We start from the raw sequence: 23,459 nt of genomic DNA, 5'->3' as shown, positions 1-23,459 counted from the left end.
TGATATCAGCTAAGTTTACGAAGTATCACGGGACGCAGATGGTCGCGAGACAATACCCGTGTGAACTTCAAGAGAAAAAAGGACAATACCAGGCCGACCACGCCCCCGAATGCGCTGAGCCCATCACTAGAGAAAGGTGAATTCAACGCGGAGGCAACGACATCGCCCAATACCGCGCCCAAAAACAAACCCAACAAAGGAATCAAGTATGCCCAAAGAGAACCTTTTACGATGGCGTCCTCCTCGATCCCGAGCATCACGCGATCGCCTACCTGAACTTCGATTTGGGAAAAAACTTGTAGTCGAATGATCGGCGCTCCCAGATACTGGTCCACCGTAGCGGAGGCGCATCGCTGCATACACCCGCCACAAGCCGATTTTCGCGGCTTTTCGACCCAAATTCCCCCCTTTTCCGTACGCGCAACAACGGCCTCTTCTTCAATCATCGGCTTTGTTCACCTGAAGATGCACACCGCCCGTGATGACCTGCACAGTTCGGGCGGGTACATCGCCCATCACGGTAACCAGGTAGCGGCCGATCTTGCGGGAATGCGCATTTATAGCACCGATTTTCTTTTGGTATCCCTTGACGATATCGCCTTCAAACTCATCAACATAAATTGAAACAGAAGAAAAACCGTCACTCAACAGGATATGTTCCACCGGATGTTCCGTCGGCGTCCGAATCAGCCGTGTATACGAAATCATCTGAAAACCGTCCGGCACACTTCTTAGACCCCACTTCAAGGATTCCAGAGGCATACTCTCGCGCCGATTGACCTGCCACGTGAAGGCATCGACCTTCGTGGACGCATTCAGTTCGGACTCCGGAATCCCGTTCTCTATACTCAGCGAAGTGAAAATCATCTGTTCGACTGTTTGGTCGTTTTCACCGATCAGCTCGAATTTAAGCGGCAATTTGGACTCCAGATCGACCCAAATCCGGCGAGCGTACCGAAAGTTGTCGCGCGGCTCAATACTGATGATTTGTGACAGACGTTGCGCGACATATTCCTTCGCCTGAAGCTTGATATCGTAATGCCGCGAAAGTTGTTTCAAATCCTCCGGCAGGTCGAGCAAAACCGATCGTCGCGCCGGCTTGTTTTCAACGAAAACGGTTTTGGTGTCGGGAAAGTAGCAAGCCACTTTTTCCGAATTTCGCACGACTTCTCGCAACGGGCTGTTCATCGACACCAAACGCTCGTGCTCGACACCCTCGGTATACACATGGAATAGCTGAAAACTTTCGACATGCTTATCTTTTAGATACGCCACTATTCCCCGGTAATCCAAATGGATCACGGCCTGGCGCATATCCATTAGCCAACGGATGGCATCACCTTGGCGCAGATCGCCGGTCCCACCCAATGCTTCAGCCGCGAACATCATCAGGCAAATCTGCCATGCTAAAACGCGGCGCATGCGAACCATCCCCACGGAGATTGCAAAATGTGAAACCATCAATCCAAATTTAGCGAGAAGAATCGTAGGTCACCAGACGAGCATAAGGCAACATGCCTGGCGCACCTACCAAATATGCCGTTTCGTTGTGCGTAACGAGGTAATCCTGAATCTGCGGGTCGACCGCCGATCCGCCATAACCGGAGCCTGCCGAATCGATTTCCGCCAATACTTCGGGACCACGCACCGGGGAATATTCACTGACCGATTTCCCCACCCAAATCGCCACAGCGGCCAGCGACGCAGCCAGGGCAGCCGTTACCGCCTTCTCCCGATAGCGGTGTTTTTCCGGTCTCGGAGCAAGTATCGTCGGCTCGGCGGACACTCTCTCCCGCACCCGATCCACGAAGCGATCGTCAACCGGCAAGACCTTTCCCGAACGCATCACCTCGCTGACCAGTCGGTAACGATGCCATTGCCCACGGAGCGCCGCATCACTTTCAATGCGGGCCATCAATGCGAGAGCGTCACTCTTACCCAATTCGCCGTCTATCAACAATGACAACTTCTGTCTCAGATCATCATCCGACATGAACATGCCCCCTAACCGAGTATAACTTTCAATTTCTTATCGATGGCTTCGCGCGCACGGAAAATCCGCGAACGCACGGTCCCCACCGGACAATTCATTACCTGAGCGATTTCGTCGTAACTTAAGCCATCGAACTCTCGCAAGCTTATCGCGGTACGAAGTTCTTCGGGCAGCTCGTCTAGTGCAAATTGAATGACTTGAGCGAGTTCCTCGCTTAACACTACTCCCTCAGGGGTTTCTTGATCCTTTAGACGCACGGCCGATTCGAATTGTTCCGCCTCCTCGATTTCGATTTCGTCTTCCGAGGGGCGGCGCGCCCGCATTGCAATATGATTCTTCGCCGTATTGATTGCAATTCGATACAGCCAGGTATAGAAAGCACTCTCCCCGCGAAAGCTCGGCAAGGCTCGATACGCCTTTATGAACGACTCCTGGGCCACATCCAAAGCTTCGTGCGGATCCTTAATGTAGCGGTTTATCAGCTGCGCGATTTTGTACTGATACTTTCGAACAAGAATGTCGAACGCCGTTTTATCGCCTCGCTGCACCCTCCGGACTAATTCCTCGTCGAGTTGCTCACCCATTTCGGGAAACCCTTCCCCTATTTAACGGGGCATACACGCGACCAGAAGACCTGGGCTTTTGTTTGAATACAGTGAATGAACGAAAAACAAGGCTTGCTAGAGAGTTTCATCAAAAGAGTGAGATACGTAGACTGACGGAAAGCGCTGCCGAGGAATGCTGCGCAATTGCATTAGATTGATTCTACAGGAAGAATTATCGTAATTACACAAGAACCATTCAATGCGTATTTCGCCGTATCCGCCTCAACACCTCTCCACGAACCGGCTACCGGGACATGTCCCGTATCCCACCGTGTCCGGGACCCGACCCGCGAGAGCATCCTGCCTACCCTATCCGCGGAGCAACAAGGTTGAAATTCGACCCTTAACGGCCTCTCGCCGTCTCATTCAACAACAGCTGTTTCAGTAGGAATATTTTTACAGTACGATGGCAACGTCACTATGTTGAACCAAGTTCATGCCATCCTCCGCTCATGATGTATTGATCATCGGCAGCGGCGCAGCCGGCTTAAGCCTAGCGCTACGCATCGCTGATCGCGCACGTGTCGCCGTCTTGTCGAAGACAGCGCTGACCGAATCCAACACGCTTTACGCCCAGGGCGGCATATCCGCCGTGCTGGACGCCGGCGACTCGATCGAATCGCACATACAGGACACGCTGGATGCCGGCGCCGGCCTTTGCAATCCGGACGTCGTGCGGCTCGTCGTTTCCCAGGGCAAGGAATGTATCGATTGGCTGCTGGAACGCGGTGTTCCGTTCACCGAAGTGAGTACCGAAAACGGCATCCATAATCTTCACCTTACCCGGGAAGGGGGACACACCCATCGCCGCGTTGTCCATGCCGCCGATGCCACGGGCCGGGCCGTAGAAACCTCGCTGGTTCAACATGTCCGAGCTCACCCCAGTATCGATCTGTTCGAGTTCCACAATGCGATCGATCTGATCACCGAAAAAAAGATCGGCCGTGACGGGAGCCGCGTTCTCGGCGCCTACGTGCTCGATACCCAAGCGAATAAAGTCAGGACGTTCCGGACTAGAATCGTGGTCCTGGCAACCGGAGGCGCAAGCAAAGCGTATCTCTACACCAGCAATCCGGACATCGCCACCGGAGACGGCATTGCCATGGCCTGGCGCGCCGGGGCGTGCATCGCCAATATGGAATTCATTCAATTCCACCCGACCTGTCTCTACCACCCGCATGCCCGCTCGTTTCTGATTTCCGAAGCGGTTCGCGGTGAAGGCGGAAAGCTGCTGCTGCCGGATGGATCGCCCTTTATGCATCGATTCGATCCCAGAGCGGAACTGGCTCCGCGCGATATCGTCGCCCGCGCGATCGACCACGAAATGAAGCGCTTGGGCGTCGACTGCGTTTATCTCGACATCAGCCGCAAACCGGCCGATTTCATCAAGAGTCACTTTCCAACGATTTATGGACGTTGCCTCGAACTGAATATCGATATTACCTCGCAACCGATGCCGGTCGTCCCGGCCGCCCATTATACCTGTGGCGGCGTGCAGACGAACCGCGACGCGCGCACCGACGTGCCGGGTCTTTACGCGATAGGAGAAACAGCCTGCACCGGCCTTCACGGCGCCAATCGCATGGCCAGCAATTCCTTGCTCGAGTGCCTGGCTTTCGCCAAGCTGGCGGCCGAGGACATTATCAAGACACTGCCGGAGATTCCCTCGCCTCCGGGTTTACCGGAATGGGACGAGTCCAAGGTCACCGACTCCGACGAGGAAGTCGTGGTCGCCCACAACTGGGATGAAATACGACGGTTCATGTGGGACTATGTCGGGATCGTCAGAACCAACAAGCGCCTGCAGCGGGCCTTGCGCCGCGTCGAGCTGCTGAAGCAGGAAATAGCCGAATACTACGGCAACTTCAGAGTAACCAGCGATTTATTGGAATTGCGCAATTTGGTCATCGTGGCCGAACTGATCATCCGTTCGGCACTGTCGCGAAAGGAGAGCCGCGGACTCCATTATACCCTGGACTATCCTCGCACGAATGATGACGCCCCAGCCCGAGACACCGTCATCTGTCCGTGATCATCGGGCGATGGCGCCCCGATCAGACTCCAGGCAAGGCCTCAGTGGTGCATGACGGCCCGGCGGTACATACTGACCGGGACGCGCCGAGTACCCCAGTCGCCGGGACCTTCCTCGAATACCCCGGCGCAGCGCGTGCCGCATGCGTTGCAAGTACCTTGCGGCGTCAAATTCCATTCGGAGAGCTCGTACCAGTCGCGACCGATCAGCAGCTGGCCGCAATGCTGGCAATAGGTGCTTTCAGCCACCTTATCGTGCACGTTTCCGACATAGACATACCTGAGGCCGTTTTCCAGCGCAATCCGCCGAGCCCGGATCAAGGTATCGAGGGGAGTCGAAGGTTTGTCCATCATCTTCCACTCGGGGTGAAACGCCGAAAGGTGCAGAGGCACATCCGGCCCCAGATTATCAACCACCCATCGGCTCAATGCATCCAGCTCCTGATTCGAATCATTCTCGCCGGGAATCAGTAACGTCGTAATTTCCAGCCAAACCGGCGTTTCCTGCTTGATGTATTTGAGCGTTTCCAGCACCGGCTGCAGACGTCCACCGCAAATCCTGCGGTAGAACTCGTCGCTAAACGCCTTCAGGTCGATATTGGCCGCATCCATAACACTGTAAAATTCGGCGCGCGGTTCGTCGCACATATAACCCGCCGAGACGGCGACCGATTTGACGCCATGTCTCCGGCACTCCCTGGCGACATCCACGGCATATTCATGGAACACGACGGGATCGTTGTAGGTGTAGGCCACGCTGCGACAGCCCACTTCCTTTGCCGTCAGCGCAATGGCTTCCGGGGAAGCCTGATCCATTAAGGCGTCCATTTCCCGCGACTTGCTGATATCCCAGTTTTGACAAAACTTGCACGCCAGATTGCATCCGGCCGTGCCGAAAGAAAAGACCGGAGTACCGGGAAGAAAATGATTCAGCGGTTTTTTCTCGATGGGATCGATGCAAAATCCGCTCGACCGCCCGTAGGACAGCAGTACGATCCCGCCATCCGCGTTGCCCCGCACGAAGCAAAGCCCTCGCTGGCCTTCGTGCAACTTGCAAAACCGGGGACACATGGTGCATTCGACGCGGCCATCCTCCAGCTTACGCCAATAGCGCGTGGGAAAACCCGCTGATGTTTCGATGATCCGGTTCATGACGCCACCCCATTCTTCCAGCAAAAAGAGTACTATTAAAAACAATGATCCTTCGGTCGCCCGAGATCCCTCCCGGAGAAGACTCTGCCATGACGAACATACGCCGACCGGCTGTCGCCGGGCTGTTCTACCCGGATGACGAGCCTCGCCTCCGCAAGATGGTTCGCGAATTTCTGCAGGATGCAGACACGGCGGGACCTCTGCCTAAGGCTATAATCGCACCGCACGCCGGATATATTTATTCCGGCCCGATCGCTGCCAGCGCCTATGCGCTGTTGCGAGAAGGCCGGGACCTCATTCGCCGCGTGATCTTAGTCGGACCGTCTCATAGAATCGGGTTTCACGGCATCGCAGTCAGCCATAGCGACAGTTACGCCACTCCCCTCGGCAATATTCCTATAGACCGTACGGCAATTGAAAAGATTCTCGATTTGCCGTTCGTCAAACGGCTGGATGAGGCGCACTCGCTCGAGCACAGCCTGGAGGTTCACCTTCCATTCCTGCAGACGGTACTGGACCGCTTCGAGTTGCTCCCTCTGGTTACCGGCTTTGCCTCACCGAGCCAAGTCACCGCGGTACTCGAACGGCTCTCGGACGGCTCTGAAACCATGACCGTCATTAGTTCGGACTTGAGCCATTATCATGATTATGCAACGGCCAGGCGACTCGACCGGGCCACGTCTGCCGCCATAGAAAGGCTCCGACCCGAGAATATCGGCGATGAATCGGCTTGTGGACGGGTAGCCCTCAATGGCCTGCTTTACTACGCGCTCCGGAATGGGCTTACCGCCCGAACGCTGGACTTACGCAATTCCGGAGATACGGCCGGCGGGAAGGATCGAGTCGTCGGTTATGGCAGCTATGTCTTCGAGTAACGCTACCGTTGCCCTGAGTCCGGCGCAGCGCGGCTTTCTGCTCACACTCGCGAGACGCTCGATCGAGCACGGCTTGATTCACGGACGGGCGGTTTCTATCGAGCAAGAAACGCTCGAACCCGAACTCGCCGCCAAAACGGCCACGTTCGTTACGCTCGAAATGCTGGGCAAACTGCGCGGATGCATAGGAACACTCGAATGCGTACGCTCTTTGGCCGAAGACGTCGCGCACAATGCCCATGCTGCCGCGTTCAGGGATCCTAGGTTTCCGCCGGTCAGCCATTGCGACATTAAACGGATTACTGTCAGTGTGTCACTGCTCACTCCGGCGGAGCCGCTCTCGTTCATGTCGGAGGACGATTTGCTAGGACAGCTGATGCCGGGCAAAGACGGCTTGATCTTGGAAGAAGGGTTGAGACGCGGAACCTTTCTGCCTACGGTCTGGGAATCTCTGCCCCATCCCCGGGTCTTCCTACAGCATCTGAAACTGAAGGCCGGTCTTTCCAGGGATTACTGGTCCGACTCGATAAAGGTCTATCGGTATCGCACGCAGTCAATCGAAGCGGACTGGGCATAGGCTTCCGCTCCCTTGCACCCCAGGCGGACCGCGGCCTGCTCCGGGCTGTCCAGGCGCTCCAAATGCTTCAAACGGAGTTCGCGGCTTATGTATTTGCCCGGAGCGGAGCGGAGTGCCTTGCCTCAGACGATCAATACCCTTCCTTTTCGATGAGATATCGCTGAACCGCCGATTCGTACACGTCGGTCGAGATTTTCGGCCCGTACACCACGGTTTGGCAGTGTTCTTCGACGATGATGCTCAGCAGTCTAAACGCATTCCGCGGTGTCAGCTGACGTACGATGAATTGGGCTTTGCTCTCCCCCTCTTCCTCGAAAATGTCCGGCAGCTTGATCGGCGAACTTCCCGGCTTCCGGGAGACGTTCATGCGCTTCTCGATCAGCCGGATCATATTATCGGCCGACCAGTTGATCGACGAAATCGTCTTGATCCGATCGCTCCGATAATACTTCTTGAGATCATGCAGTTCGTAGGGCAGGAACAGAATGATGCCCAGATGATCGATCTGGAATAGCTGGTCGTCGAGAATAGGCGTCACCAGCTCGCGCATCTTTTCCGGATCGCCTTTGATGCTGGTGGGCTCGTCCACGCGGTCGACCAATAAATACACGCCGGAAAGCCCGAAATATCGGACCAGGTCCATGTAGCTCTTGAGCAAGGTGAACCGATTCTCCGTCATCCTCGGAATGCCGTGGAACTCGAACAGACCCGGACCGATTTCCTGGATGATCTTGAACATGTTCTCCACCGAAACCGGCACGCCGCGGATATTCCGATAAATCTCTCCGGCCAGAAGCTTTGCCTGTTTGTTGGAAAAAAAACTGTTTCGCTTCTTGTAACCGGCGATGCCGATCAGTTTTCGAAGCGCGGAGATCTTGTTCGACAGATCGTTGGGGGAGAAATAAAGAGCCGTGAGCAATATGAATTTTTCCGCGAACTCCCGATTGTCCTTGAGCATGTCTTCCTTTTGAGATTCGGTGATGCTGCGGTACAACTCCTCGATTCCCAGCTTGAGGAGATAATCCAGGTGATCGTCCAGCGTGATCTTGCTCTCACGAATGAGCACCTCCTCCTTTCGTCTTCGAAACACCTTCGCCAATCCCGGTTTTCTCGGCGAATATTCGGCCGGAAGCCTTCTGACCTTGGTGACCTCGCTGAGCAGCTCGTTGAATTCCACGTATCGGATCACCAGCACCTTCTCCTCATATTGCGTGAGATAGCGCTCGGTATCGATCCGCATGGAAGATTTTCCCGCTCCCCGAATCGCGAAAATAACGTACGGACTGGGCTTGTCCAGATTCAGCAACGCCGACCGCAACGACGTGTTCTCTATCATGGCCGCTTGCAGATAAGGATCGCGGTCCGCATCGAAAATTACGAAAGGATGATGTTCAAACTGCCACACGTGCAGCCATTCTTTAATTTCCATCAGGCACTCGATGAGATCTTATTCGTCGATTCTGTCGGATAGTTCGCTACCGCCCCACGGATGCAAATCCCGAAAAAGAGGAACACCGAGGTGTTCACGGGATACCGCATCCTGTAGCTGGCGAACTATAGCACAGTTCACGTCGATTCCAGGCGCCTCGCATTCTCGGACTGCGCGCTTTAGGTTGCGAGGTCGACAGAAGGGAACCCGGCCGGGTGCGGGCACGGCAACTTTCATGGCCATTCCCATGGAAAATCACGCATTTCCAGCGCTTGAACGGCACGAAAAACGACGCTACCCTTGCGGAGTTTCACTCCAGCCATCGATAAGACATGAGCGACGTAACAGACAAACCGAACGCCGGCGAAGACGTTTCCGAAGTTGATCCGGAAATCAACCCCGGCTGGAAACCCTTGCTCTGGTTCGGAATCGGGCTAATGGCCATCATTGCATCCGGGGATTTGATTTTCGATCTGATCATCAATGTTCTGGGATTCCTGGGAGACGCTATTTTCATTCTGGTGGAAGGCAGCGAAGAACTCTTCATAGAAGACAAACTGGAGGACTGGTTCGAGCTCTCGCCGCGCGAAGCCGAACTGATTACCGCCTGGACCATAACCCCGCTCAAAATTCTACTCGGCATTTTTGTTTTGAGATGGCTCTGGCGATATTGCCGAACGAAGCTTGTGCCGAGAGTAATCCACTGGATTAAGAAACAACTCAAAATTCTGAAGCTGTCGTGGTCGTTTCTTTGGTGGCCTTGGAAGGGCGTAATTCTGACCATGCTCATTGGCAGTCTATTCGTCTTTATTTAGAACGGAAGTGATATGGCGCGCCGTTCCCATCTATAACACAACGCCTCCGATTAAGGTACGATAAACCGTTGGGACCGGCATCCAAAACACACGGTACGCAGCCCCGATGGGGGATCATGTTGGAAGGTACTTTTTTGTCTAGCAACCGATTTAGAGATTTGTCATGTCCGATCAATTACAGCCGATCACAGTTCTGGCCAACCGAAGCGAACTGGGCGTACAAGAGCCCTGTGCTTTCTTTCTCGGGGACCGGCGCATTGAAGTCGTGGAAGTGATAGATCGGTGGCTCGCATCGGATTATGGCTATTTCAAGCTGCTGACCACCGACGGCATTTACATTCTCCGCCACGACAGCGATCAGGACCGCTGGGCATTGACGCTTTACAAGCAATCGGAATTCCTGCCGGTGTTGGACGTTGGCAAAAAACCGAGGATTCACTGACGATTCTCCCGGTCGATGTGTCGCTTCGCCGACGGCTTTGTCGCTCATCGAACAAGATGGGACGCTTACCTCAGCCTTCGTGAAACGGATCCTGACACGGCCATCAAAGTTGCGGCGGACGTCGGCTCCAAACCCTTGAACTTCCGGCAGTGAGAATACTGGCATGGATTTAGCTTGTCAGGAGATATCAGCCACAAAATACCCTTTTGGGCGAGACAAGCCGCACGATGAAAAATAAAGCGGAAAATCTGGCCTCACTTCCAAGCCGTGAGAACAAGAAAACAGAAACTCTGGAGGATCGATCGTACCACGACATGGTCCTGGCTCTCCAGACCACGCTGGACATCGACCAGCTTCTTAATCTGTTCAGCACGCACTTGAAGTCAGTCGTGCCCCACGCCGGATCAAGCTTTTGCAATGAAAGGCTCGGAATCGAACTCTCGCTCGGCGGGCACGGACGGCACGTCTGCGCCTACAATCTGGAACTGGAAAACGAATTCCTCGGCGAATGGCGGATGAGCCGAAACCGTCGCTTCACGGAACCCGAATTGGCCCATGTGGAAGCTTTGCTCTGCCGCCTTCTGTATCCCCTGCGGAACGGGCTCAAATATCGCGAAGCCCTGAGCTACGCACACACGGACCAGTTGACCCAAACCGGGAATCGAACCGCACTGCTCGATAGCCTGAAGCGGGAATTCGACCTGGCGCACCGTTACCAAACGCCGCTCTCCATTATTCTTCTCGATGTCGACCATTTCAAATCGATCAACGACAGTTTCGGCCATGATATCGGCGATGCCGTATTGCGCGCAGTAGCCCGAGCCATAAAAGATTCCGTGCGCAGAAGCGATATCCTGTTCCGCTATGGCGGTGAGGAGTTCGTGATCGTCCTGGCCAACACGTCCAGGGACGGTGCGGCAAACCTCGCCGAGCGCGTCCGCGTTATGGTCGAAACATCGTTCCGCGCGCTACGGGGCTCGGACCTGTGCGTGACCTTGAGCTTGGGCGTAGCCATGATGCTTCCCGGAGAAACACATTTGGATTTGCTGCGCCGCGCCGATCATGCCATGTACCAGGCCAAGCATGGCGGACGCAATCGGGTCGTAGCGGCAGCGGCAGCGGCAGCCGCAGCGGAATCCGAACTGCCCTAGCACGAGAAAACCGGGAGCTTACGAAAACTTATGTTTTCGGCTTCGCAACCGCTTGTCGCCGGCACGCCCATGCGGTGCCCGCGGGGCGGCAACGGTCTTTTCGAACTCCAAGCCCACGGAACACATCAATGCGGCGACTTCCTCAGCCGAGAGTTCGTAACAAGCTCCTCCTTTCAATCGGGGCAAAAGGGCAACCCCGGCAAACCGCGTCCGGATCAATCGACTCACCGTAATTCCCTGTGATTCCCATAGCCGTCTAACGATGCGGTTGCGTCCTTCCTTCAAGGTAACCCGGAACCATCGGTTTGCGCCTTCGCCGCCCGCGGGTTCGATGGTCTCGAATCGTGCCGGTCCGTCTTCCAAGGTGACCCCGCTGGACAGTCGTTTCAACATCTCGTCGTTCACGGGACCGAGCACCCGAACCGCGTACTCCCTCTCGATTTCCCGCGACGGGTGCATGAGGCGGTTGGCCAATTCGCCGTTGTTGGTGACCAGCAGCAGGCCTTGCGTATTGATGTCGAGACGCCCGACGGCAATCCAGCGTCCGATAGCCGGCTTGGGCAGTCGGGCAAAAATCACCGGCCGCCCCTCCGGATCGCGGCGGCTGACGACCTCCCCGATAGGTTTGTGATAGGTGAGTACCCGCGTGGGCGCCTCCGACCGCTTGGCGATATCGAGAGGTCGGCCGTTTACCGTGACGTGGTCACCCTTACGGTAACGATCCCCGAGTTCCGCCGGCTTGCCGTTTATGGCGATCCGGCCGGCTTTGATCCATTCCTCGATTTCCCGGCGCGAACCCATCCCGATCTGAGCGAGAACTTTCTGGATCCGCTCGCCGGCGTCATCCGGCAACGGGCGTAGCGCAGCGGATGGTTTGGTCTTATTCGATCGATTCGGGATTCGCATTTTCGGTTGCTACTTGATCTTGCGGCGCCGGCTGCAGCGCCAGGTCGTCAATGAATTCCTGGAGCGGCGGTAATTCCTCCAGGCTCTTAAGATTGAAATAGTCCAGGAAGTGCCTGGTCGTGGCGAGCAGGGCCGGCCGCCCCGGAACTTCCTTGTGCCCCACGACGTGTATCCACCCCCGCTCCTGCAGCGTCCGAACGATATTCGAACTGACCGCCACCCCCCGGATGTCCTCGATGTCACCGCGTGTCACCGGCTGACGGTAAGCAATGATGGCGAGGGTCTCCAAGAAAGCGCGCGAATAGCGTCCCGGCCGTTCCTCGAACAGGCGTGAGACCCACGGGGAAAACGCCTCACGAATCTGAAGCCGATATCCGCTGGCCACCTGCTTCAATTCCACCGCCCGACTGCGGCAATCTTCGGCCAGTTCCGCCAGAGCCGTCTGGATTTCCGCGGGTTCGGGCCGCTCGTCCTCGGCAAACAGATTTTCCAGTTCGGCCAAGGACAAAGGCCTACCGGCCGCCAACAGAGCCGCTTCCAGGATGGTTTTCAGTTCCACGTCAATCGGCACCGGAAGCCACCAAAGGTCTGACTTGCAAGTCGCCCATGGGTTCCTCCTGAATGATCTCGATCAAACGCTCCTTGCTGAGCTCCAGGATAGCCAGCAGCGAAACGACGGCACCGTGCCGCCCCTCCTTGCGTTCGAACAAGCTGGAAAACGGGACCGGCAAGTGGGTTTGCAGTCGAGCCAGTATGCTCGCCATGCGCTCGCGTACCGACAGAGGCTCGCGTTTGATCTGATGATGCGTCAGCCGCTCGGCGCGCCGCAATACTTCCTGGAAAGCCAGAAGTACCTCCTTCAGGTCTACTTCGGGATAAACCTTCTTGACCTTGATCGCTCCGGTATCCGCAGAGGTTTCGAACACGTCGCGCTCGCACCGCGGCAAGGCATCGAGCTCCTGGGCGGCATGCTTGTAGCGTTCGTACTCCTGAAGCCGCCGCACCAGCTCGGCACGGGGATCCTCTTCTTCCTGCTCCAGGCGTACCGGGCGGGGCAGCAACATGCGGGACTTGATCTCGGCCAGAATGGCCGCCATCAGCAGGTATTCGGCGGCCAGCTCGATTCGAAGTTCGCTCATCATTTCGATATAGGCGATGTACTGCCGCGTGATGTCGGCGATCGGAATATCCACGACCGACAGGTTTTCCCGGCGGATCAGATAAAGCAGAAGATCGAGCGGACCTTCGAAAGTCTCCAGAATGACTTCCAGCGCATCGGGCGGGATATAGAGGTCTTCCGGCAACTCCGTGAAGGGCGAGCCGTTGACCACGGCCAACGGCGCCATGGGCGCAGCCTGTTCGCTTACGGGCGGTGAACCTCCCTGCCGTGCTTCCCGCTCAGGGCTCGATACGCCGGGATTTTCACAATCCGCCGGCTCATTCATCTACAGACCGGCGAAACCGAACAGCAAGCGCTGCATGACGTGAATCGGAAAACCCAGAATCATGGACAGTCCTCCGCTGGCGATCAGAGCCAACAGAATGAAGAAACCGTAGGGTTCGATCTGGCTGAATTTTATGGCCATCCTGGTCGGCATTAAACTTGCCGCGATCCGCCCTCCGTCGAGCGGTGGAATCGGAAGAAGATTCAAGAGCATCAACACAATATTGATCACGATGCCCGCGATACCCATGAGTCCAAGCGGCACCGACACGTACTCGAAATCCACGGCACTGGCCAAACGGGCGACGAGCGCCCAGCCGATCGCCATCAGAAGATTGGCGGTGGGGCCCGCCACGGCGACCAGCGCCATGTCGCGTTTCGGGTGCCGCAGCTTGCCGAAGTCCACCGGCACGGGTCGGGCCCAGCCGAAAATAATGCCGCCCACCGCTAACAACAGTCCGGGCAGCAGCACGGTACCGATGGGGTCAATGTGATGCATCGGGTTCAAGGACAGACGCCCGAGCCGGGCTGCCGTGTTGTCGCCCAGCAGCCTGGCGACCCAGCCGTGCGCCACTTCATGCAGGGTGATGGCGAAAAGAACCGGGAGAATCCAAACGGCGACACGTTGAGCAAAGGTAAGTTCTTCCATTGGTGCAATCTTAAGAAGGAGTGGGATTACTGAAGCGAGGTGACGATGCCCGATCCTTGCCGGACGATCTCGGGCGTATCCTCCATGAAGCCGATAATAGTGGTCGGCGTATAGGGAACCACCCCGGCATCGACGATGAGATCCACCTCTTTTTCAAGGCGGTCGCGAATGTCTTCGGGATCGCTCATGGCATCATCCTCTCCGGGCAGAATCAGAGTCGAACTGAACAAGGGCTCGTTCAACTCCGCCACGAGCGCCAGCGTGATCGGGTTGTCCGGCAGGCGAATACCGATAGTTTTGCGCTTGGAATGCTGCAGACGGCGCGGCGTCTCACGGGTCGCCTTGAGGATGAAGGTAAACGGCCCCGGCGTCAGTGATTTGATCAGCCGGAAGGCTTCGTTGTTGATCTTCGCGAAAGTCGATATCTGCGAAAGATCCCTGCAGACCAGGGTAAAATTGTGATCTTCCTCCAGCTGGCGTATTCGGCGGATGCGGTCCAACCCGGTCTTGTTATCCATCCGGCAGCCGAGCGCATACGACGAATCGGTCGGAAAAACGATCACACCCTCGTCGCGAATGATCTCGACGCTGCGGCGGATCAGCCGAACCTGCGGATTATCCGGATGAATCTGAAAATACTGAGCCATCCGGATAGTTTACTATAGAGCCCCCTCCTCAGGGGCTTTTCCCTTGCCTGTTCCAGCGATGCGCGCAGCGCGACGCCGTCGGCCGGTCAGCCGAAACGGGGCCCCGGCTTTTTCGCCACGTTATCGCGCAGATAAACCGGCAACGCCTGATCCGGCTCCACGAACACACCCCGGCGAAAAGCATGGTCTCCGAGACGGGCGACCATGGCCGCGCGCGGGAAGCGGTCGGGCAGAATACTCACGAGGCCTCTGCCCAAACGCTCCCGGAGAACGGATCCGTAGGTCTTCCAGCCGCTGCCGATGCCGATGCCTTCGGCTTGATCGGGGAACCAGACCCGACCCGCGGACAGCACCGCTTCCTCGCCGAGAAGCTCAGCCATCCCGGATTCTCCCCTGCGGTAAACCGCCCAGTACACTTCTCCCATGCGCGCATCGATGCAAGGAAACGCGACAGGTTCCGGAGCCCAGGTGAAGACAGCCTGCGCCAGGGTTGCCAGCGTCGAAATCGGAACTACCGGGAGATCGGCGCCGAACGCGATGCCCTGAGTCACACCGGCCGCGATACGGACTCCGGTAAATGAACCCGGTCCTCGTCCGAAAGCGAGCGCGTCGACCTGGAAAATCGTGATCCCCGCTTCGGCCAACAAAGAATCGATCATCGGCAGAATCAGCCGATTATGCTGTCGCGGCGCCAACTCGTAACGTTCGAGCACGGTATCGTCGACCAGCAAGGCGGCCGAACACGCTTCCGTGGCAGTCTCGATGGCCAGAATCTTCATACCGCAATCTCTTCGATATCACTGGAGAAAAACCGCTGCACGTCGGCGAGCGAACGAGTCCTCGGCATATCCGGCAGGCTGTTCAGAAACACCTTCCCGTAGGATCGGGACAGGATGCGCGGATCGCACAACATTAGCACGCCGCGGTCCTCCTGGTCCCGGATCAACCGTCCCACGCCCTGCTTGAGCGCGATGGTCGCGGCCGGCAGCTGATAGGTGGCGAACGGATTCAGCCCGCTGCGGCGCAAAGTCTCGAGCCTGGCATTGAGCACCGGGTCGCTGGGCGAAGCAAACGGCAATTTGTCGATGATGACACAGGACAGCGCCGGCCCCGGAACGTCCACCCCTTCCCAAAAACTTCCGGTACCGAGCAGAATGCCGTTGCCCGCCTGCTTGAATGTTTCCAGGAGCACCGCCTTCGGCCGCTCGCCCTGAACGAACAGCGGATAGTCGAGATGCCGGGCAATCAGCGCGGCCGCTTCGGACAAGGCCTGATGCGAGGTAAACAACATGAATGCCCTGCCGCGGCTGGCTTTCAGTACCGGCAACGCAGCAGCCACCACGGCACGGGTGAAGCCGTCGGTGGCCGGGTCCGGCAGCCCCGGCGGCAAAAAGAGAAGACACCGGTTTCGGTAATCGAACGGGCTTTCCCAGGCTCGGCATTCCGCTCCGGCCAGCCCCAATTGGCCGACGAAATGATCGAATCGGCCGCTTACCGTGAGCGTTGCCGATGCGAAGATCCAGGCCGCCTGGCTGTGTTTGCGAAACCGCGCGAATTCGCCGGCTATGGCCAAGGGGGTACGGTTAAGGGAAAAACTGTGCTTGTACACTTCGAACCAGCGTACGGCCTCGGTGCCTTCGTCCTTATCGAAGGTGTCCAGGCGAGTGCCCAGCTCCGTACAACGTTTCCAGCACGATTCCAAGCCCTTGCCGCGAACCGCCGCTTCCTTCAGGACGCCCTCGAGGCCGCGCAAATGCCGGCGCAGTTCCGCCAGTTTTTCGGTCACCGCCGAATCGCTCGCCACCCGATGCCAGGCCTCGCGCCGCGACGGTTCACCCAAGGCCAGCCGCAACTCCGCTGCCGACTGCTCCAGCAATTCGGCCTGTTCGAGCAACTGCGGCATGTCTTTCGCGTTCTTGAGGCGCTCCATCAGGATGTCGTCCGCCAAGCCGTGCAGCTGACGCGAGCTGATGCTCAAGCCGAGGAACTGTGCGGCCGACTCGACGAATTGGTGGGCCTCGTCCACCACGATCGCTTCGCAGTCCGGCAAAAGCTCGCCGAAACCGTCGTTCTTCAAGGTCCAGTCGGCCCACAGGAGATGATGATTGATCACCAGAATTTCGGCATCCTGGGCGCTCCGGCGCGCTTTCACCAGAAAGCAGTCTTCATATTTTGGACATTCCTGGCCCAGGCAGTTGTCGCCGGTCGAGGTCACCGACGGCCAAAGCATCGAGGATTCCGGCACATCCGCCACTTCCGCCACGTCGCCGGTTCGGGTAATTCTGCTCCAGCGCCGTATGGCCTCCAGGGCGGAGGCCTCGCGCGCTCCGTACCCGACCTTGAATCCCAGGGTATTTTCCAGACGATAGGGGCACAGATAATTGGCCCGCCCCTTCAGGAGCACGGCCTTGAACGGCACGGCCACCGCTCGCCGCACCAGGGGCAAATCCTTGCGAAAAAGTTGATCCTGAAGCGTCTTGGTAGCGGTCGAAACGATAACCTTCTTGCCCGATAGAGCCGCCGGAGCCAGATAGGCCAAAGTCTTGCCGGTGCCGGTTCCCGCTTCCGCAACCAGACTGCATTTACTATCCATGGCCTGCTTGACCGCCTGCGCCATCTCCGCCTGCGCCTGGCGCGGACGAAACCCAGGCAAGCACTGGGCGAAAGGGCCTTCCGCCCCCAAGATCCGATAAAAATCCCGCAAGTCAGTAACCGGCCTGGAGCTCCGCTTTCGCCGCGCCGGTCATATCGCCCTTAGCCCGGCGCGCTCGAGCGATGATGGACCAATTCTTTTGGGTCAGCGGCTGGCTTCCTCTGGCGAGCTGGTTCGACTTTTTCGCCAAATCCTCGGCAAGACCGGGCTGTTGCTGTTGCAGCCGAACCTCGGCCAGTTGGTGCCAAAGCAGCGGATTGCGCGGCTGAATCCGTATACCCCTTTCCAACGCGGAGGCGGCATTGTCCAATTGCCCCGCTTTGCGGTTATTCTCGGCTTCGCTCAGCAGGGCAAGAACAGCGGGCGATGAAGCGACGGATTCGGTTCTGGCGGGCGGTCTGACTTTCGGCGCCGGCGGTACTTCTCTGGCAATGGCCGGAGGGCGCACCAACTGCCGCTCGACGGTGGATTCACCCGGTATTTGGCCGGGCTGATAAGGCCCGCTCGGCTGATTCGATACGCTGACGCAGGCGGCTTGCAAAAGCAGCCCCGCAACGAAAATGGGACGATAGGCTTTGGTCATATCGAAATACAGATCTTTAGACTAGACACTGAAACTCGGATAGCTGAATCAAGAGGCATCGAACGACGAGGGAGCATACAGGACATTGGGCTACAGTTCATCATCATTCTCTGCTCACTTGGACCTGTAACACGGCGGAATTACTGAAAGTCATACGACTCTTTATATTGAGATAGGCTTCTCGGTTCCGGTGTTAGAATTCAGCGATCACCCTTGGGAAAACGAACATGCCCCTCATCCGACCGTTCGCCGCACTTCGTCCGGCACCTGGCCGCGCAGCCGACGTCATCGCCCCGCCCTACGACGTATTGAATACCGTGGAAGCCAGAACCCTGGCGGCGGGTCGACCCTGGAGTTTCCTGCACATTTCCAAGCCGGAGATCGATTTGCCCCCGGAAACCGATCCCCATGCCGCCGCGGTTTATGCGAAAGCCGCGGAGAATCTGAAACGGATGATCGAGTCCGGCGTCCTGGCGCGCGACCAACGACCGCTCTATTACGCCTACCGCCTGGTCATGGGCGATCACGTTCAATTGGGCCTGGTGGCGACGGCCAGCGTCGCCGCGTACGATGCCAATCGTATCCGCAAACACGAGTTCACCCGTCCCGACAAGGAGGACGACCGGGTGCGCCAGATCTTGGCGCTGAACGCTCAAACCGGGCCAGTGCTATTGGCTTATCCCGACGCGCCCGAAGTCGACCGGCTGCTGGCCGAATCCGCAGAGCAGCCTCCCGAAGCCGAGGCCGCAGCGGAATCCGGAGTGCGCCATACGCTTTGGGCGATTCGCGACGAAACCGTCATCGCCCGCCTGAGCGAACTGTTCGAAGCCATGCCGGCGCTTTATATCGCCGACGGACACCACCGATCCGCGGCCGCTTCTCGAGTCGCGGCTTCACGCAGGCCATCCGGCCCCGGCCACACCGGAAACGAAAGCCATGAATACTTCCTGTCGGTGATATTTCCCCACAACCAGATGCGCATCATGGATTACAACCGGCTGGTCAAGGACTTGAATCACTTAAGCGAAGCCGGGTTTCTGAACCGGGTCTCCGAGCGGTTTGCGATAGAAAAAGCCGACAATCCGGTAAAGCCGGGAAATCCCGGCGAATTCGGTCTGTATCTCGGCGGACACTGGTACAAGCTGACCATACGATCCGATTTGATACCGGCGGATCCGGTCGCACGGCTCGACGTCAGCCTCCTGCAGGACAATCTGATTTCGCCTGTTCTCGGCATCAGCGATCCCCGCCGCGATCGGCGGATCGACTTCGTCGGGGGAGTCCGGGGCCTTCACGAACTCGAACGCCGGGTCGACTCGGGTGAAATGGCCCTGGCGTTTTCGCTGCATCCGACCCGCATGGAGGATCTGATGGCCGTGGCCGACGCGGGACAAGTCATGCCCCCGAAATCGACCTGGTTCGAACCGAAACTGGTGGACGGCCTAGCCTCTCATATCCTGGATTAGGCCGAAGCGATCAGGCCGCGACACCGGACATCGGCCGCCTCGGCCCGCTTTCGTTTCGCACCGCCGTAGCGGCCGTCCGCTCTCGATGTCAGCTTGTCTTCGACGCGGCATGGGTGTGTTCGTATCGCTCCTGGCAGTCGTGGCATCTCGCGGCGGCGGGATTGGCTTTCAGCCGCGGATAGCCGATTTCCCCGTCGCAGTCGATACAAATGCCGTACTCGTTGTTGGCAATTCTGAGCAGGGCGGCGTCTATCGCCTGCAGTTCGCGAATGTGCCGATCGATGATCGCCAGGTTGAGGTCCACCAGCAGGTCCGCGACGGATTCCTCCTCCATGTCGTGGACTTGTCCGGCGAGATCGACGTATTGCTCGTTGTCCGAGGCCAGGAGTTCCTGGCGGATTTCTTCCCTGAGCTCTCCGAAGCGGCAGTTCAAATCTTGTTTCAGTTCGTTGATCTGGGCGTCCGATAGGCATGCGTTCATTGTCGTTCTCCATCCGTATCCGTCTGGTGAATGCGCGTGACGGATTCGCGCTCCGGTTCGTTCATCGTATCCCCGATAAGGGGCACGAAGGCGACGTCCAGGATGCTCCGGGTTTCTATTTGGCCTTGCGCGTTCTTTTCCACCAGCATCAATTCCTGGTGATGATAGGGCAGCCCGATCGGGATCACCATTCTGCCTCCGGCCTTGAGTTGAGCCAGCAAGGGTTCCGGAAAATACGGAGCGGCCGCGGTGACGATAATCCCGTCATAAGGTGCATGCTCCGGCCAGCCGTAATAACCGTCGCCGACACGCACTGCGACGTTGGCATATCCGAGACGTTTCAGCCGTTCCTTGGCCTGCTCTGCGAGCTCCTCCACGATTTCCACCGAGTAAACCTGTTTCACCAACAGCGACAGCACGGCGGCCTGATAGCAGGAACCAGTCCCGATTTCGAGAACGACATCGTCCGGTTGGGGATCGAGCAGATCGGTCATCAAAGCCACCATGTACGGCTGTGAAATGGTTTGACCATAACCGATGGACAAGGGTCCATTCTCGTAAGCGTAAGCCTTGGACTCGGAAGGCACGAAACGGTCGCGGGGAATTCTTCGCATCGCATCGAGTACTCTCGCACTCAATCTGTCTATGCCGGTCAAAGTTCGAGTGAGTGCGACCTCCTCCTCGATCTCGCGCATCATTTGAGACAATTTCGTCATAGGGACCTCGCTTGGTCCGAGCGGCGGGATGGTTCTATCTTACCCGCCTTGACCCGGCTTACGAATATAGACCGGGTCAAGCAGGGGCCGGAGGGAGTACCGGCAGCGAGCGCATGGTCACCTCGGGCGGAGCAAACGCCTGCACGTGGCGACGCCTTTGACCGAGATCGCTTTGCCCTTGATCGGTCTAGCCAAACAACGGGGCGCAACCGTCTCTTGCGATCTGGATGAAGGCCCCTCTCCGGAAATGATCCCCCGGCTGGACTGGGTGTTCATGAATCACACCGAATTGCGCCGCTGGACCGGATCGAATGATCTCCGGAAAGCCCGGAAACGGCTGGCGCCCGCAACCGTTCTGATCGTTACCCTGGGCTCCCGGGGTGCTGTGGCCGTGGGGCCGGCCGGAGACTTTACCCATCCTGCGTTTCCGGCGAGCATCATCGACCGAACCGGCGGCGGCGATGCTTTCGATGCCGGGTTTCTATACGGGCTTGCCCGCGGAGCCGGACCGGAAGCCTGCTTGCGCCTGGGCTTGCTCTTGGCCTCACACGTGATTGCACGCCAGGGCAGCCGTCCCGGCGATGTCGAGCCCGCACGGCTCCTGGGTACCGACCTTCGGCATTCCTGAAATGCCTCGCACGGCCGCGCGGGTTAGTGAACGGCGCGTGACGGCTAGCTGCGTCGAAACACCGTTGTCGGACCGGTGTCGTTTCCGAAACGTCCAATTTCGGTAAAGATTTCGTCAAAATGTGAATTTGTCACAGTCTCCTCGGAGCACGTTTCCTAAGTTCATCACGATCGGAAAATCGAGTTTTCTAGCCGGCGAATTAGGGAGATTTCGATGAAGGCGATGAGAATTGTCCGGAACGCGTTCGTGACCTCGAAAAGCGTTCGACTTTTGGTATTGATCGGTTGGGGAACGATCATCCTGACAGGATGTACCGGAAAAACCGAACCGAAGGGCCGGTCGGCAACGGCGATTCAGTCCGCGGGGGACGATTTTCCTCTGCCGGAACGATTCATCCGAATTGACGACATCGCCGGCTACGAACAGGCTGCACAAACCTATCTCGAGACGCATGCCGCTTCAGACTTCGCCCCTCGCGTGGCGCTCGACCTGTTGATGATATCCCGAATCAAAAATCAGGAAGAGGTCGCCGAGGCAATGGAAGCGAAGCTGCTGCTCGACTACCCCCAAACCGTACACGGTACTTATTTCCGTACAAGCTACGCCAAAGGCGAGGATTATCGATCGCGACTTTCGACACTGCTCGAGCAGTATGTCAAGACGCCATCCGCCGATTTCCCGAAAAAATATCTCGCTGCCGTGGATTTCGGTGTCATGAAGTTTGGCAACGAGCTGTTCAACGACCATGATTTTCTGCTGAGATCTGCGTTTGTCGCGGGTGCGGCCGGCGACACCGAGCGGCAGAACATGCTGTTGACCGCTTTTAACGCAATGGCGAAAAAAGACGACGACAACAAGCTCCGGCCCATTGCCGCACTTGCCACGGACGAAATGGAACCCCTGTCCAGGCGGATTATGGGTTTGCACGAGGCATCGGAAAATCCGACGGCCGGCTTTTTGCGCGATGTGCTACTGTTACGCTTGCCCGCGGAGGAAAAGGATACTCCCGAGCTTCGTCCGGTGGTCGCCGAAGCCCTGCTGGATCGAAAGCAATTCCAGCTCGCTCTACCCATTCTCGAACGATTACCGGCCGATCAAGACGGAGACAAACGCTTGTTTCAGCGTCTGTGGAGCCATGCCATGACCGGCGACCCGAAACGCGCGGCCGAATCGCTGGCGCGGCTGGACCAAGATTTTCCGGCCAGTCCCTGGCGCGAACTCGGACATCGAGTGTTGCGGGCCGCGGAAGCCGCCGAGAAAAATCTCGACCTGTACGTCGACACATTCCGCACCATCGTTAATACCGCGAAAAAGGACTTCTCCGAGTTTGAAGCCAGGTTGTCTTTTCAGCACGAGGAATCCAGCCGGAAATTGACCGCTTACCTCGCATATTCCAACAGCTTGAAACTATTCGAGATTCAGCTTGGCAGCGGAAAGGATTTAGCGACCGCCTACAGATCCACCGCCATGGGTTCCATGCTGTACGTGAAAGGCGAACCGGCCGTGCGCCGATGCTTGCAACCCGGCTGGATCTTTTCCCCCAATATCGATGTACACCACGTACCGGGCGAAAATTTCAGCTTGCATGCCAACTTTGGCTTCACCCAGTTCGGCAAGACGTTCAGCAACGATAGCCTCGAGTCGCCCTATCTGAACGAGCCGGAAAAGATCAGGACCTTGCTGAAACGCCCGATAACACGTCTCGCGCTGCTCGGCGAAGTAAGGAAAACTGAAGATGGAAGGATTTTTAGCCTGTTCAGGCCCAAGGTGCTGAAACCGGAAACCACCGAGTACCGCATGGTCATATCGCACGTCAATCGTATCTTGAGCGTGCATGGCGGGCCGCTTGACATATACGACGTCCGCTACGGTCCGGCGAAGTCGCTGAAATTCTCCCCGCCGCCATGGCCGAAGCGACCAATGATCACCGTGGAAGAATTCGATCCTTCACTTATTTTCGAAACGATCGGCAAAATTTTGGCAGCGATTGTGGCCAAGCAAGGAACATAAGACGCGTTCCGGTGACCGAGCAAACCGGAGTTTCGCCGATCATGACCCGGTTCGTGCAGGATCTGCGCAAGACCTCACCCGCTCGTTGGATCTCATTCTCTGCCGAGACCAGGCGTTCACTTGCGTCTCGATCGCACTGCAGCGGAGATCCTGCGCCGCATCGACATCCGCCTGTCCGCAGGCGGACTATTCCTGATCGGCGCGCA

25 protein-coding genes are annotated in these 23,459 nt (G+C 57.4%); 9 read left to right on the top strand and 16 right to left on the bottom strand.

Annotated features, from left to right (window positions below; all coding sequences use genetic code 11):
• Positions 1-5: 5 nt before the first annotated feature.
• The 4 genes from sS8_RS27110 to rpoE are packed head-to-tail and all read right to left on the bottom strand — an operon-like array spanning position 6 to position 2,577.
• A complete protein-coding gene (locus sS8_RS27110; RefSeq protein WP_119632486.1) occupies positions 6-446 on the bottom strand; it encodes a SoxR reducing system RseC family protein in 441 nt (146 codons plus the stop codon).
• Positions 439-1,422: a MucB/RseB C-terminal domain-containing protein gene (locus sS8_RS27105; protein WP_170161289.1), complete on the bottom strand. Its 984-nt coding sequence runs from the start codon at positions 1,420-1,422 to the stop codon at positions 439-441. Before sS8_RS27105 ends, sS8_RS27110 begins: the two co-directional genes overlap by 8 nt.
• A gap of 49 nt (positions 1,423-1,471) precedes the next feature.
• Entirely contained in the window at positions 1,472-1,993 is a 522-nt protein-coding gene (locus sS8_RS27100; protein ID WP_170161288.1) for a sigma-E factor negative regulatory protein, read from the bottom strand.
• Between the two features lie 11 nt (positions 1,994-2,004).
• Positions 2,005-2,577 (bottom strand): RNA polymerase sigma factor RpoE, encoded by a 573-nt coding sequence (gene rpoE, locus sS8_RS27095; protein ID WP_119632483.1) that lies wholly within the window; start codon positions 2,575-2,577, stop codon positions 2,005-2,007.
• Between the two features lie 457 nt (positions 2,578-3,034).
• Between rpoE and nadB the strand changes: the two genes are divergently transcribed.
• Positions 3,035-4,630: an L-aspartate oxidase gene (gene nadB / locus sS8_RS27090; protein ID WP_119632482.1), complete on the top strand. Its 1,596-nt coding sequence runs from the start codon at positions 3,035-3,037 to the stop codon at positions 4,628-4,630.
• Positions 4,631-4,671: 41 nt separating this feature from the next.
• Here the strand turns inward: nadB and amrS are convergent, their stop codons facing one another.
• The gene (gene amrS / locus sS8_RS27085) at positions 4,672-5,781 is read right to left on the bottom strand and encodes an AmmeMemoRadiSam system radical SAM enzyme (protein ID WP_119632481.1); all 1,110 of its coding nucleotides are present in this window, start codon (positions 5,779-5,781) and stop codon (positions 4,672-4,674) included.
• An 89-nt stretch (positions 5,782-5,870) separates the two neighbouring features.
• Between amrS and amrB the strand changes: the two genes are divergently transcribed.
• A complete protein-coding gene (gene amrB / locus sS8_RS27080; RefSeq protein WP_119633051.1) occupies positions 5,871-6,656 on the top strand; it encodes an AmmeMemoRadiSam system protein B in 786 nt (261 codons plus the stop codon).
• A complete protein-coding gene (amrA, locus tag sS8_RS27075; protein WP_331852273.1) occupies positions 6,634-7,233 on the top strand; it encodes an AmmeMemoRadiSam system protein A in 600 nt (199 codons plus the stop codon). Before amrB ends, amrA begins: the two co-directional genes overlap by 23 nt.
• 130 nt (positions 7,234-7,363) lie before the next feature.
• Here amrA and sS8_RS27070 read toward each other — a convergent pair whose 3' ends face one another.
• Complete coding sequence (locus tag sS8_RS27070) at positions 7,364-8,662, bottom strand: hypothetical protein (protein ID WP_119632479.1); 1,299 nt, start codon at positions 8,660-8,662, stop codon at positions 7,364-7,366.
• A 332-nt stretch (positions 8,663-8,994) separates the two neighbouring features.
• Here sS8_RS27070 and sS8_RS27065 point away from each other — a divergent pair, with 332 nt between their 5' ends.
• From sS8_RS27065 to sS8_RS27055, 3 genes are all read left to right on the top strand, one after another.
• Positions 8,995-9,477 (top strand): hypothetical protein, encoded by a 483-nt coding sequence (locus sS8_RS27065; protein ID WP_119632478.1) that lies wholly within the window; start codon positions 8,995-8,997, stop codon positions 9,475-9,477.
• A gap of 163 nt (positions 9,478-9,640) precedes the next feature.
• Positions 9,641-9,919: a hypothetical protein gene (locus sS8_RS27060; protein ID WP_197716644.1), complete on the top strand. Its 279-nt coding sequence runs from the start codon at positions 9,641-9,643 to the stop codon at positions 9,917-9,919.
• 227 nt (positions 9,920-10,146) lie between these two features.
• Complete coding sequence (locus tag sS8_RS27055) at positions 10,147-11,070, top strand: GGDEF domain-containing protein (RefSeq protein ID WP_119632477.1); 924 nt, start codon at positions 10,147-10,149, stop codon at positions 11,068-11,070.
• A gap of 18 nt (positions 11,071-11,088) precedes the next feature.
• Here sS8_RS27055 and rluB read toward each other — a convergent pair whose 3' ends face one another.
• The 8 genes from rluB to sS8_RS27015 form a co-directional block, all read right to left on the bottom strand.
• Positions 11,089-11,976, bottom strand: coding sequence for a 23S rRNA pseudouridine(2605) synthase RluB (gene rluB / locus sS8_RS27050; protein ID WP_119632476.1), 888 nt, complete (start codon positions 11,974-11,976; stop codon positions 11,089-11,091).
• Positions 11,951-12,535 (bottom strand): SMC-Scp complex subunit ScpB, encoded by a 585-nt coding sequence (gene scpB, locus sS8_RS27045; protein ID WP_119632475.1) that lies wholly within the window; start codon positions 12,533-12,535, stop codon positions 11,951-11,953. Before scpB ends, rluB begins: the two co-directional genes overlap by 26 nt.
• A 1-nt stretch (position 12,536) precedes the next feature.
• Positions 12,537-13,322: a segregation and condensation protein A gene (locus sS8_RS27040; protein WP_119633049.1), complete on the bottom strand. Its 786-nt coding sequence runs from the start codon at positions 13,320-13,322 to the stop codon at positions 12,537-12,539.
• Between the two features lie 99 nt (positions 13,323-13,421).
• Complete coding sequence (locus sS8_RS27035; protein WP_119632474.1) at positions 13,422-14,069, bottom strand: site-2 protease family protein; 648 nt, start codon at positions 14,067-14,069, stop codon at positions 13,422-13,424.
• A gap of 26 nt (positions 14,070-14,095) precedes the next feature.
• Entirely contained in the window at positions 14,096-14,716 is a 621-nt protein-coding gene (locus tag sS8_RS27030; protein WP_119632473.1) for an L-threonylcarbamoyladenylate synthase, read from the bottom strand.
• Positions 14,717-14,802: 86 nt separating this feature from the next.
• Positions 14,803-15,495 (bottom strand): tRNA (adenosine(37)-N6)-threonylcarbamoyltransferase complex dimerization subunit type 1 TsaB, encoded by a 693-nt coding sequence (gene tsaB / locus sS8_RS27025; protein WP_119632472.1) that lies wholly within the window; start codon positions 15,493-15,495, stop codon positions 14,803-14,805.
• On the bottom strand, positions 15,492-17,420 hold the full coding sequence (locus sS8_RS27020; RefSeq protein ID WP_331852272.1) for an ATP-dependent DNA helicase: 1,929 nt from the start codon (positions 17,418-17,420) through the stop codon (positions 15,492-15,494). The genes tsaB and sS8_RS27020 overlap by 4 nt, the downstream gene beginning before the upstream one ends.
• A gap of 1 nt (position 17,421) precedes the next feature.
• Positions 17,422-17,952, bottom strand: coding sequence for a tetratricopeptide repeat protein (locus sS8_RS27015; protein WP_119632470.1), 531 nt, complete (start codon positions 17,950-17,952; stop codon positions 17,422-17,424).
• A 227-nt stretch (positions 17,953-18,179) separates the two neighbouring features.
• On the opposite strand from sS8_RS27015, the gene sS8_RS27010 reads away from it, so the two are divergent.
• Positions 18,180-19,418: a DUF1015 domain-containing protein gene (locus sS8_RS27010; RefSeq protein ID WP_119632469.1), complete on the top strand. Its 1,239-nt coding sequence runs from the start codon at positions 18,180-18,182 to the stop codon at positions 19,416-19,418.
• Positions 19,419-19,506: 88 nt separating this feature from the next.
• Here sS8_RS27010 and sS8_RS27005 read toward each other — a convergent pair whose 3' ends face one another.
• Both sS8_RS27005 and sS8_RS27000 read right to left on the bottom strand, forming a co-directional pair.
• The gene (locus sS8_RS27005; protein WP_119632468.1) at positions 19,507-19,899 is read right to left on the bottom strand and encodes a TraR/DksA family transcriptional regulator; all 393 of its coding nucleotides are present in this window, start codon (positions 19,897-19,899) and stop codon (positions 19,507-19,509) included.
• On the bottom strand, positions 19,896-20,615 hold the full coding sequence (locus sS8_RS27000) for a protein-L-isoaspartate(D-aspartate) O-methyltransferase (protein WP_197716643.1): 720 nt from the start codon (positions 20,613-20,615) through the stop codon (positions 19,896-19,898). The genes sS8_RS27005 and sS8_RS27000 overlap by 4 nt, the downstream gene beginning before the upstream one ends.
• A gap of 145 nt (positions 20,616-20,760) precedes the next feature.
• Between sS8_RS27000 and sS8_RS26995 the strand changes: the two genes are divergently transcribed.
• Together sS8_RS26995 and sS8_RS26990 are read left to right on the top strand one after the other, a co-directional pair.
• On the top strand, positions 20,761-21,243 hold the full coding sequence (locus sS8_RS26995) for a carbohydrate kinase family protein (RefSeq protein WP_119632467.1): 483 nt from the start codon (positions 20,761-20,763) through the stop codon (positions 21,241-21,243).
• Between the two features lie 213 nt (positions 21,244-21,456).
• Entirely contained in the window at positions 21,457-23,253 is a 1,797-nt protein-coding gene (locus tag sS8_RS26990; protein ID WP_119632466.1) for a hypothetical protein, read from the top strand.
• The last annotated feature ends 206 nt before the right edge of the window (positions 23,254-23,459 follow it).

The organism is Methylocaldum marinum (genome assembly GCF_003584645.1).
GTDB lineage: Bacteria > Pseudomonadota > Gammaproteobacteria > Methylococcales > Methylococcaceae > Methylocaldum > Methylocaldum marinum.
The sequence above is the reverse complement of the archived record's forward strand: the minus strand, read 5'-3'. Positions and strand labels throughout refer to the sequence as shown.

Coding starts and splice junctions, on each gene's coding strand:
- sS8_RS27110 (WP_119632486.1), bottom strand. CDS start 446: ATGATTGAAGAAGAGGCCGTTGTTGCGCGTACGGAAAAGGGGGGAATT.
- sS8_RS27105 (WP_170161289.1), bottom strand. CDS start 1,422: ATGCGCCGCGTTTTAGCATGGCAGATTTGCCTGATGATGTTCGCGGCT.
- sS8_RS27100 (WP_170161288.1), bottom strand. CDS start 1,993: ATGTCGGATGATGATCTGAGACAGAAGTTGTCATTGTTGATAGACGGC.
- rpoE (WP_119632483.1), bottom strand. CDS start 2,577: ATGGGTGAGCAACTCGACGAGGAATTAGTCCGGAGGGTGCAGCGAGGC.
- nadB (WP_119632482.1), top strand. CDS start 3,035: ATGCCATCCTCCGCTCATGATGTATTGATCATCGGCAGCGGCGCAGCC.
- amrS (WP_119632481.1), bottom strand. CDS start 5,781: ATGAACCGGATCATCGAAACATCAGCGGGTTTTCCCACGCGCTATTGG.
- amrB (WP_119633051.1), top strand. CDS start 5,871: ATGACGAACATACGCCGACCGGCTGTCGCCGGGCTGTTCTACCCGGAT.
- amrA (WP_331852273.1), top strand. CDS start 6,634: ATGGCAGCTATGTCTTCGAGTAACGCTACCGTTGCCCTGAGTCCGGCG.
- sS8_RS27070 (WP_119632479.1), bottom strand. CDS start 8,662: ATGGAAATTAAAGAATGGCTGCACGTGTGGCAGTTTGAACATCATCCT.
- sS8_RS27065 (WP_119632478.1), top strand. CDS start 8,995: ATGAGCGACGTAACAGACAAACCGAACGCCGGCGAAGACGTTTCCGAA.
- sS8_RS27060 (WP_197716644.1), top strand. CDS start 9,641: ATGTCCGATCAATTACAGCCGATCACAGTTCTGGCCAACCGAAGCGAA.
- sS8_RS27055 (WP_119632477.1), top strand. CDS start 10,147: ATGAAAAATAAAGCGGAAAATCTGGCCTCACTTCCAAGCCGTGAGAAC.
- rluB (WP_119632476.1), bottom strand. CDS start 11,976: ATGCGAATCCCGAATCGATCGAATAAGACCAAACCATCCGCTGCGCTA.
- sS8_RS27040 (WP_119633049.1), bottom strand. CDS start 13,322: ATGGCGCCGTTGGCCGTGGTCAACGGCTCGCCCTTCACGGAGTTGCCG.
- sS8_RS27035 (WP_119632474.1), bottom strand. CDS start 14,069: ATGGAAGAACTTACCTTTGCTCAACGTGTCGCCGTTTGGATTCTCCCG.
- sS8_RS27030 (WP_119632473.1), bottom strand. CDS start 14,716: ATGGCTCAGTATTTTCAGATTCATCCGGATAATCCGCAGGTTCGGCTG.
- tsaB (WP_119632472.1), bottom strand. CDS start 15,495: ATGAAGATTCTGGCCATCGAGACTGCCACGGAAGCGTGTTCGGCCGCC.
- sS8_RS27015 (WP_119632470.1), bottom strand. CDS start 17,952: ATGACCAAAGCCTATCGTCCCATTTTCGTTGCGGGGCTGCTTTTGCAA.
- sS8_RS27010 (WP_119632469.1), top strand. CDS start 18,180: ATGCCCCTCATCCGACCGTTCGCCGCACTTCGTCCGGCACCTGGCCGC.
- sS8_RS27005 (WP_119632468.1), bottom strand. CDS start 19,899: ATGAACGCATGCCTATCGGACGCCCAGATCAACGAACTGAAACAAGAT.
- sS8_RS27000 (WP_197716643.1), bottom strand. CDS start 20,615: ATGACGAAATTGTCTCAAATGATGCGCGAGATCGAGGAGGAGGTCGCA.
- sS8_RS26990 (WP_119632466.1), top strand. CDS start 21,457: ATGAAGGCGATGAGAATTGTCCGGAACGCGTTCGTGACCTCGAAAAGC.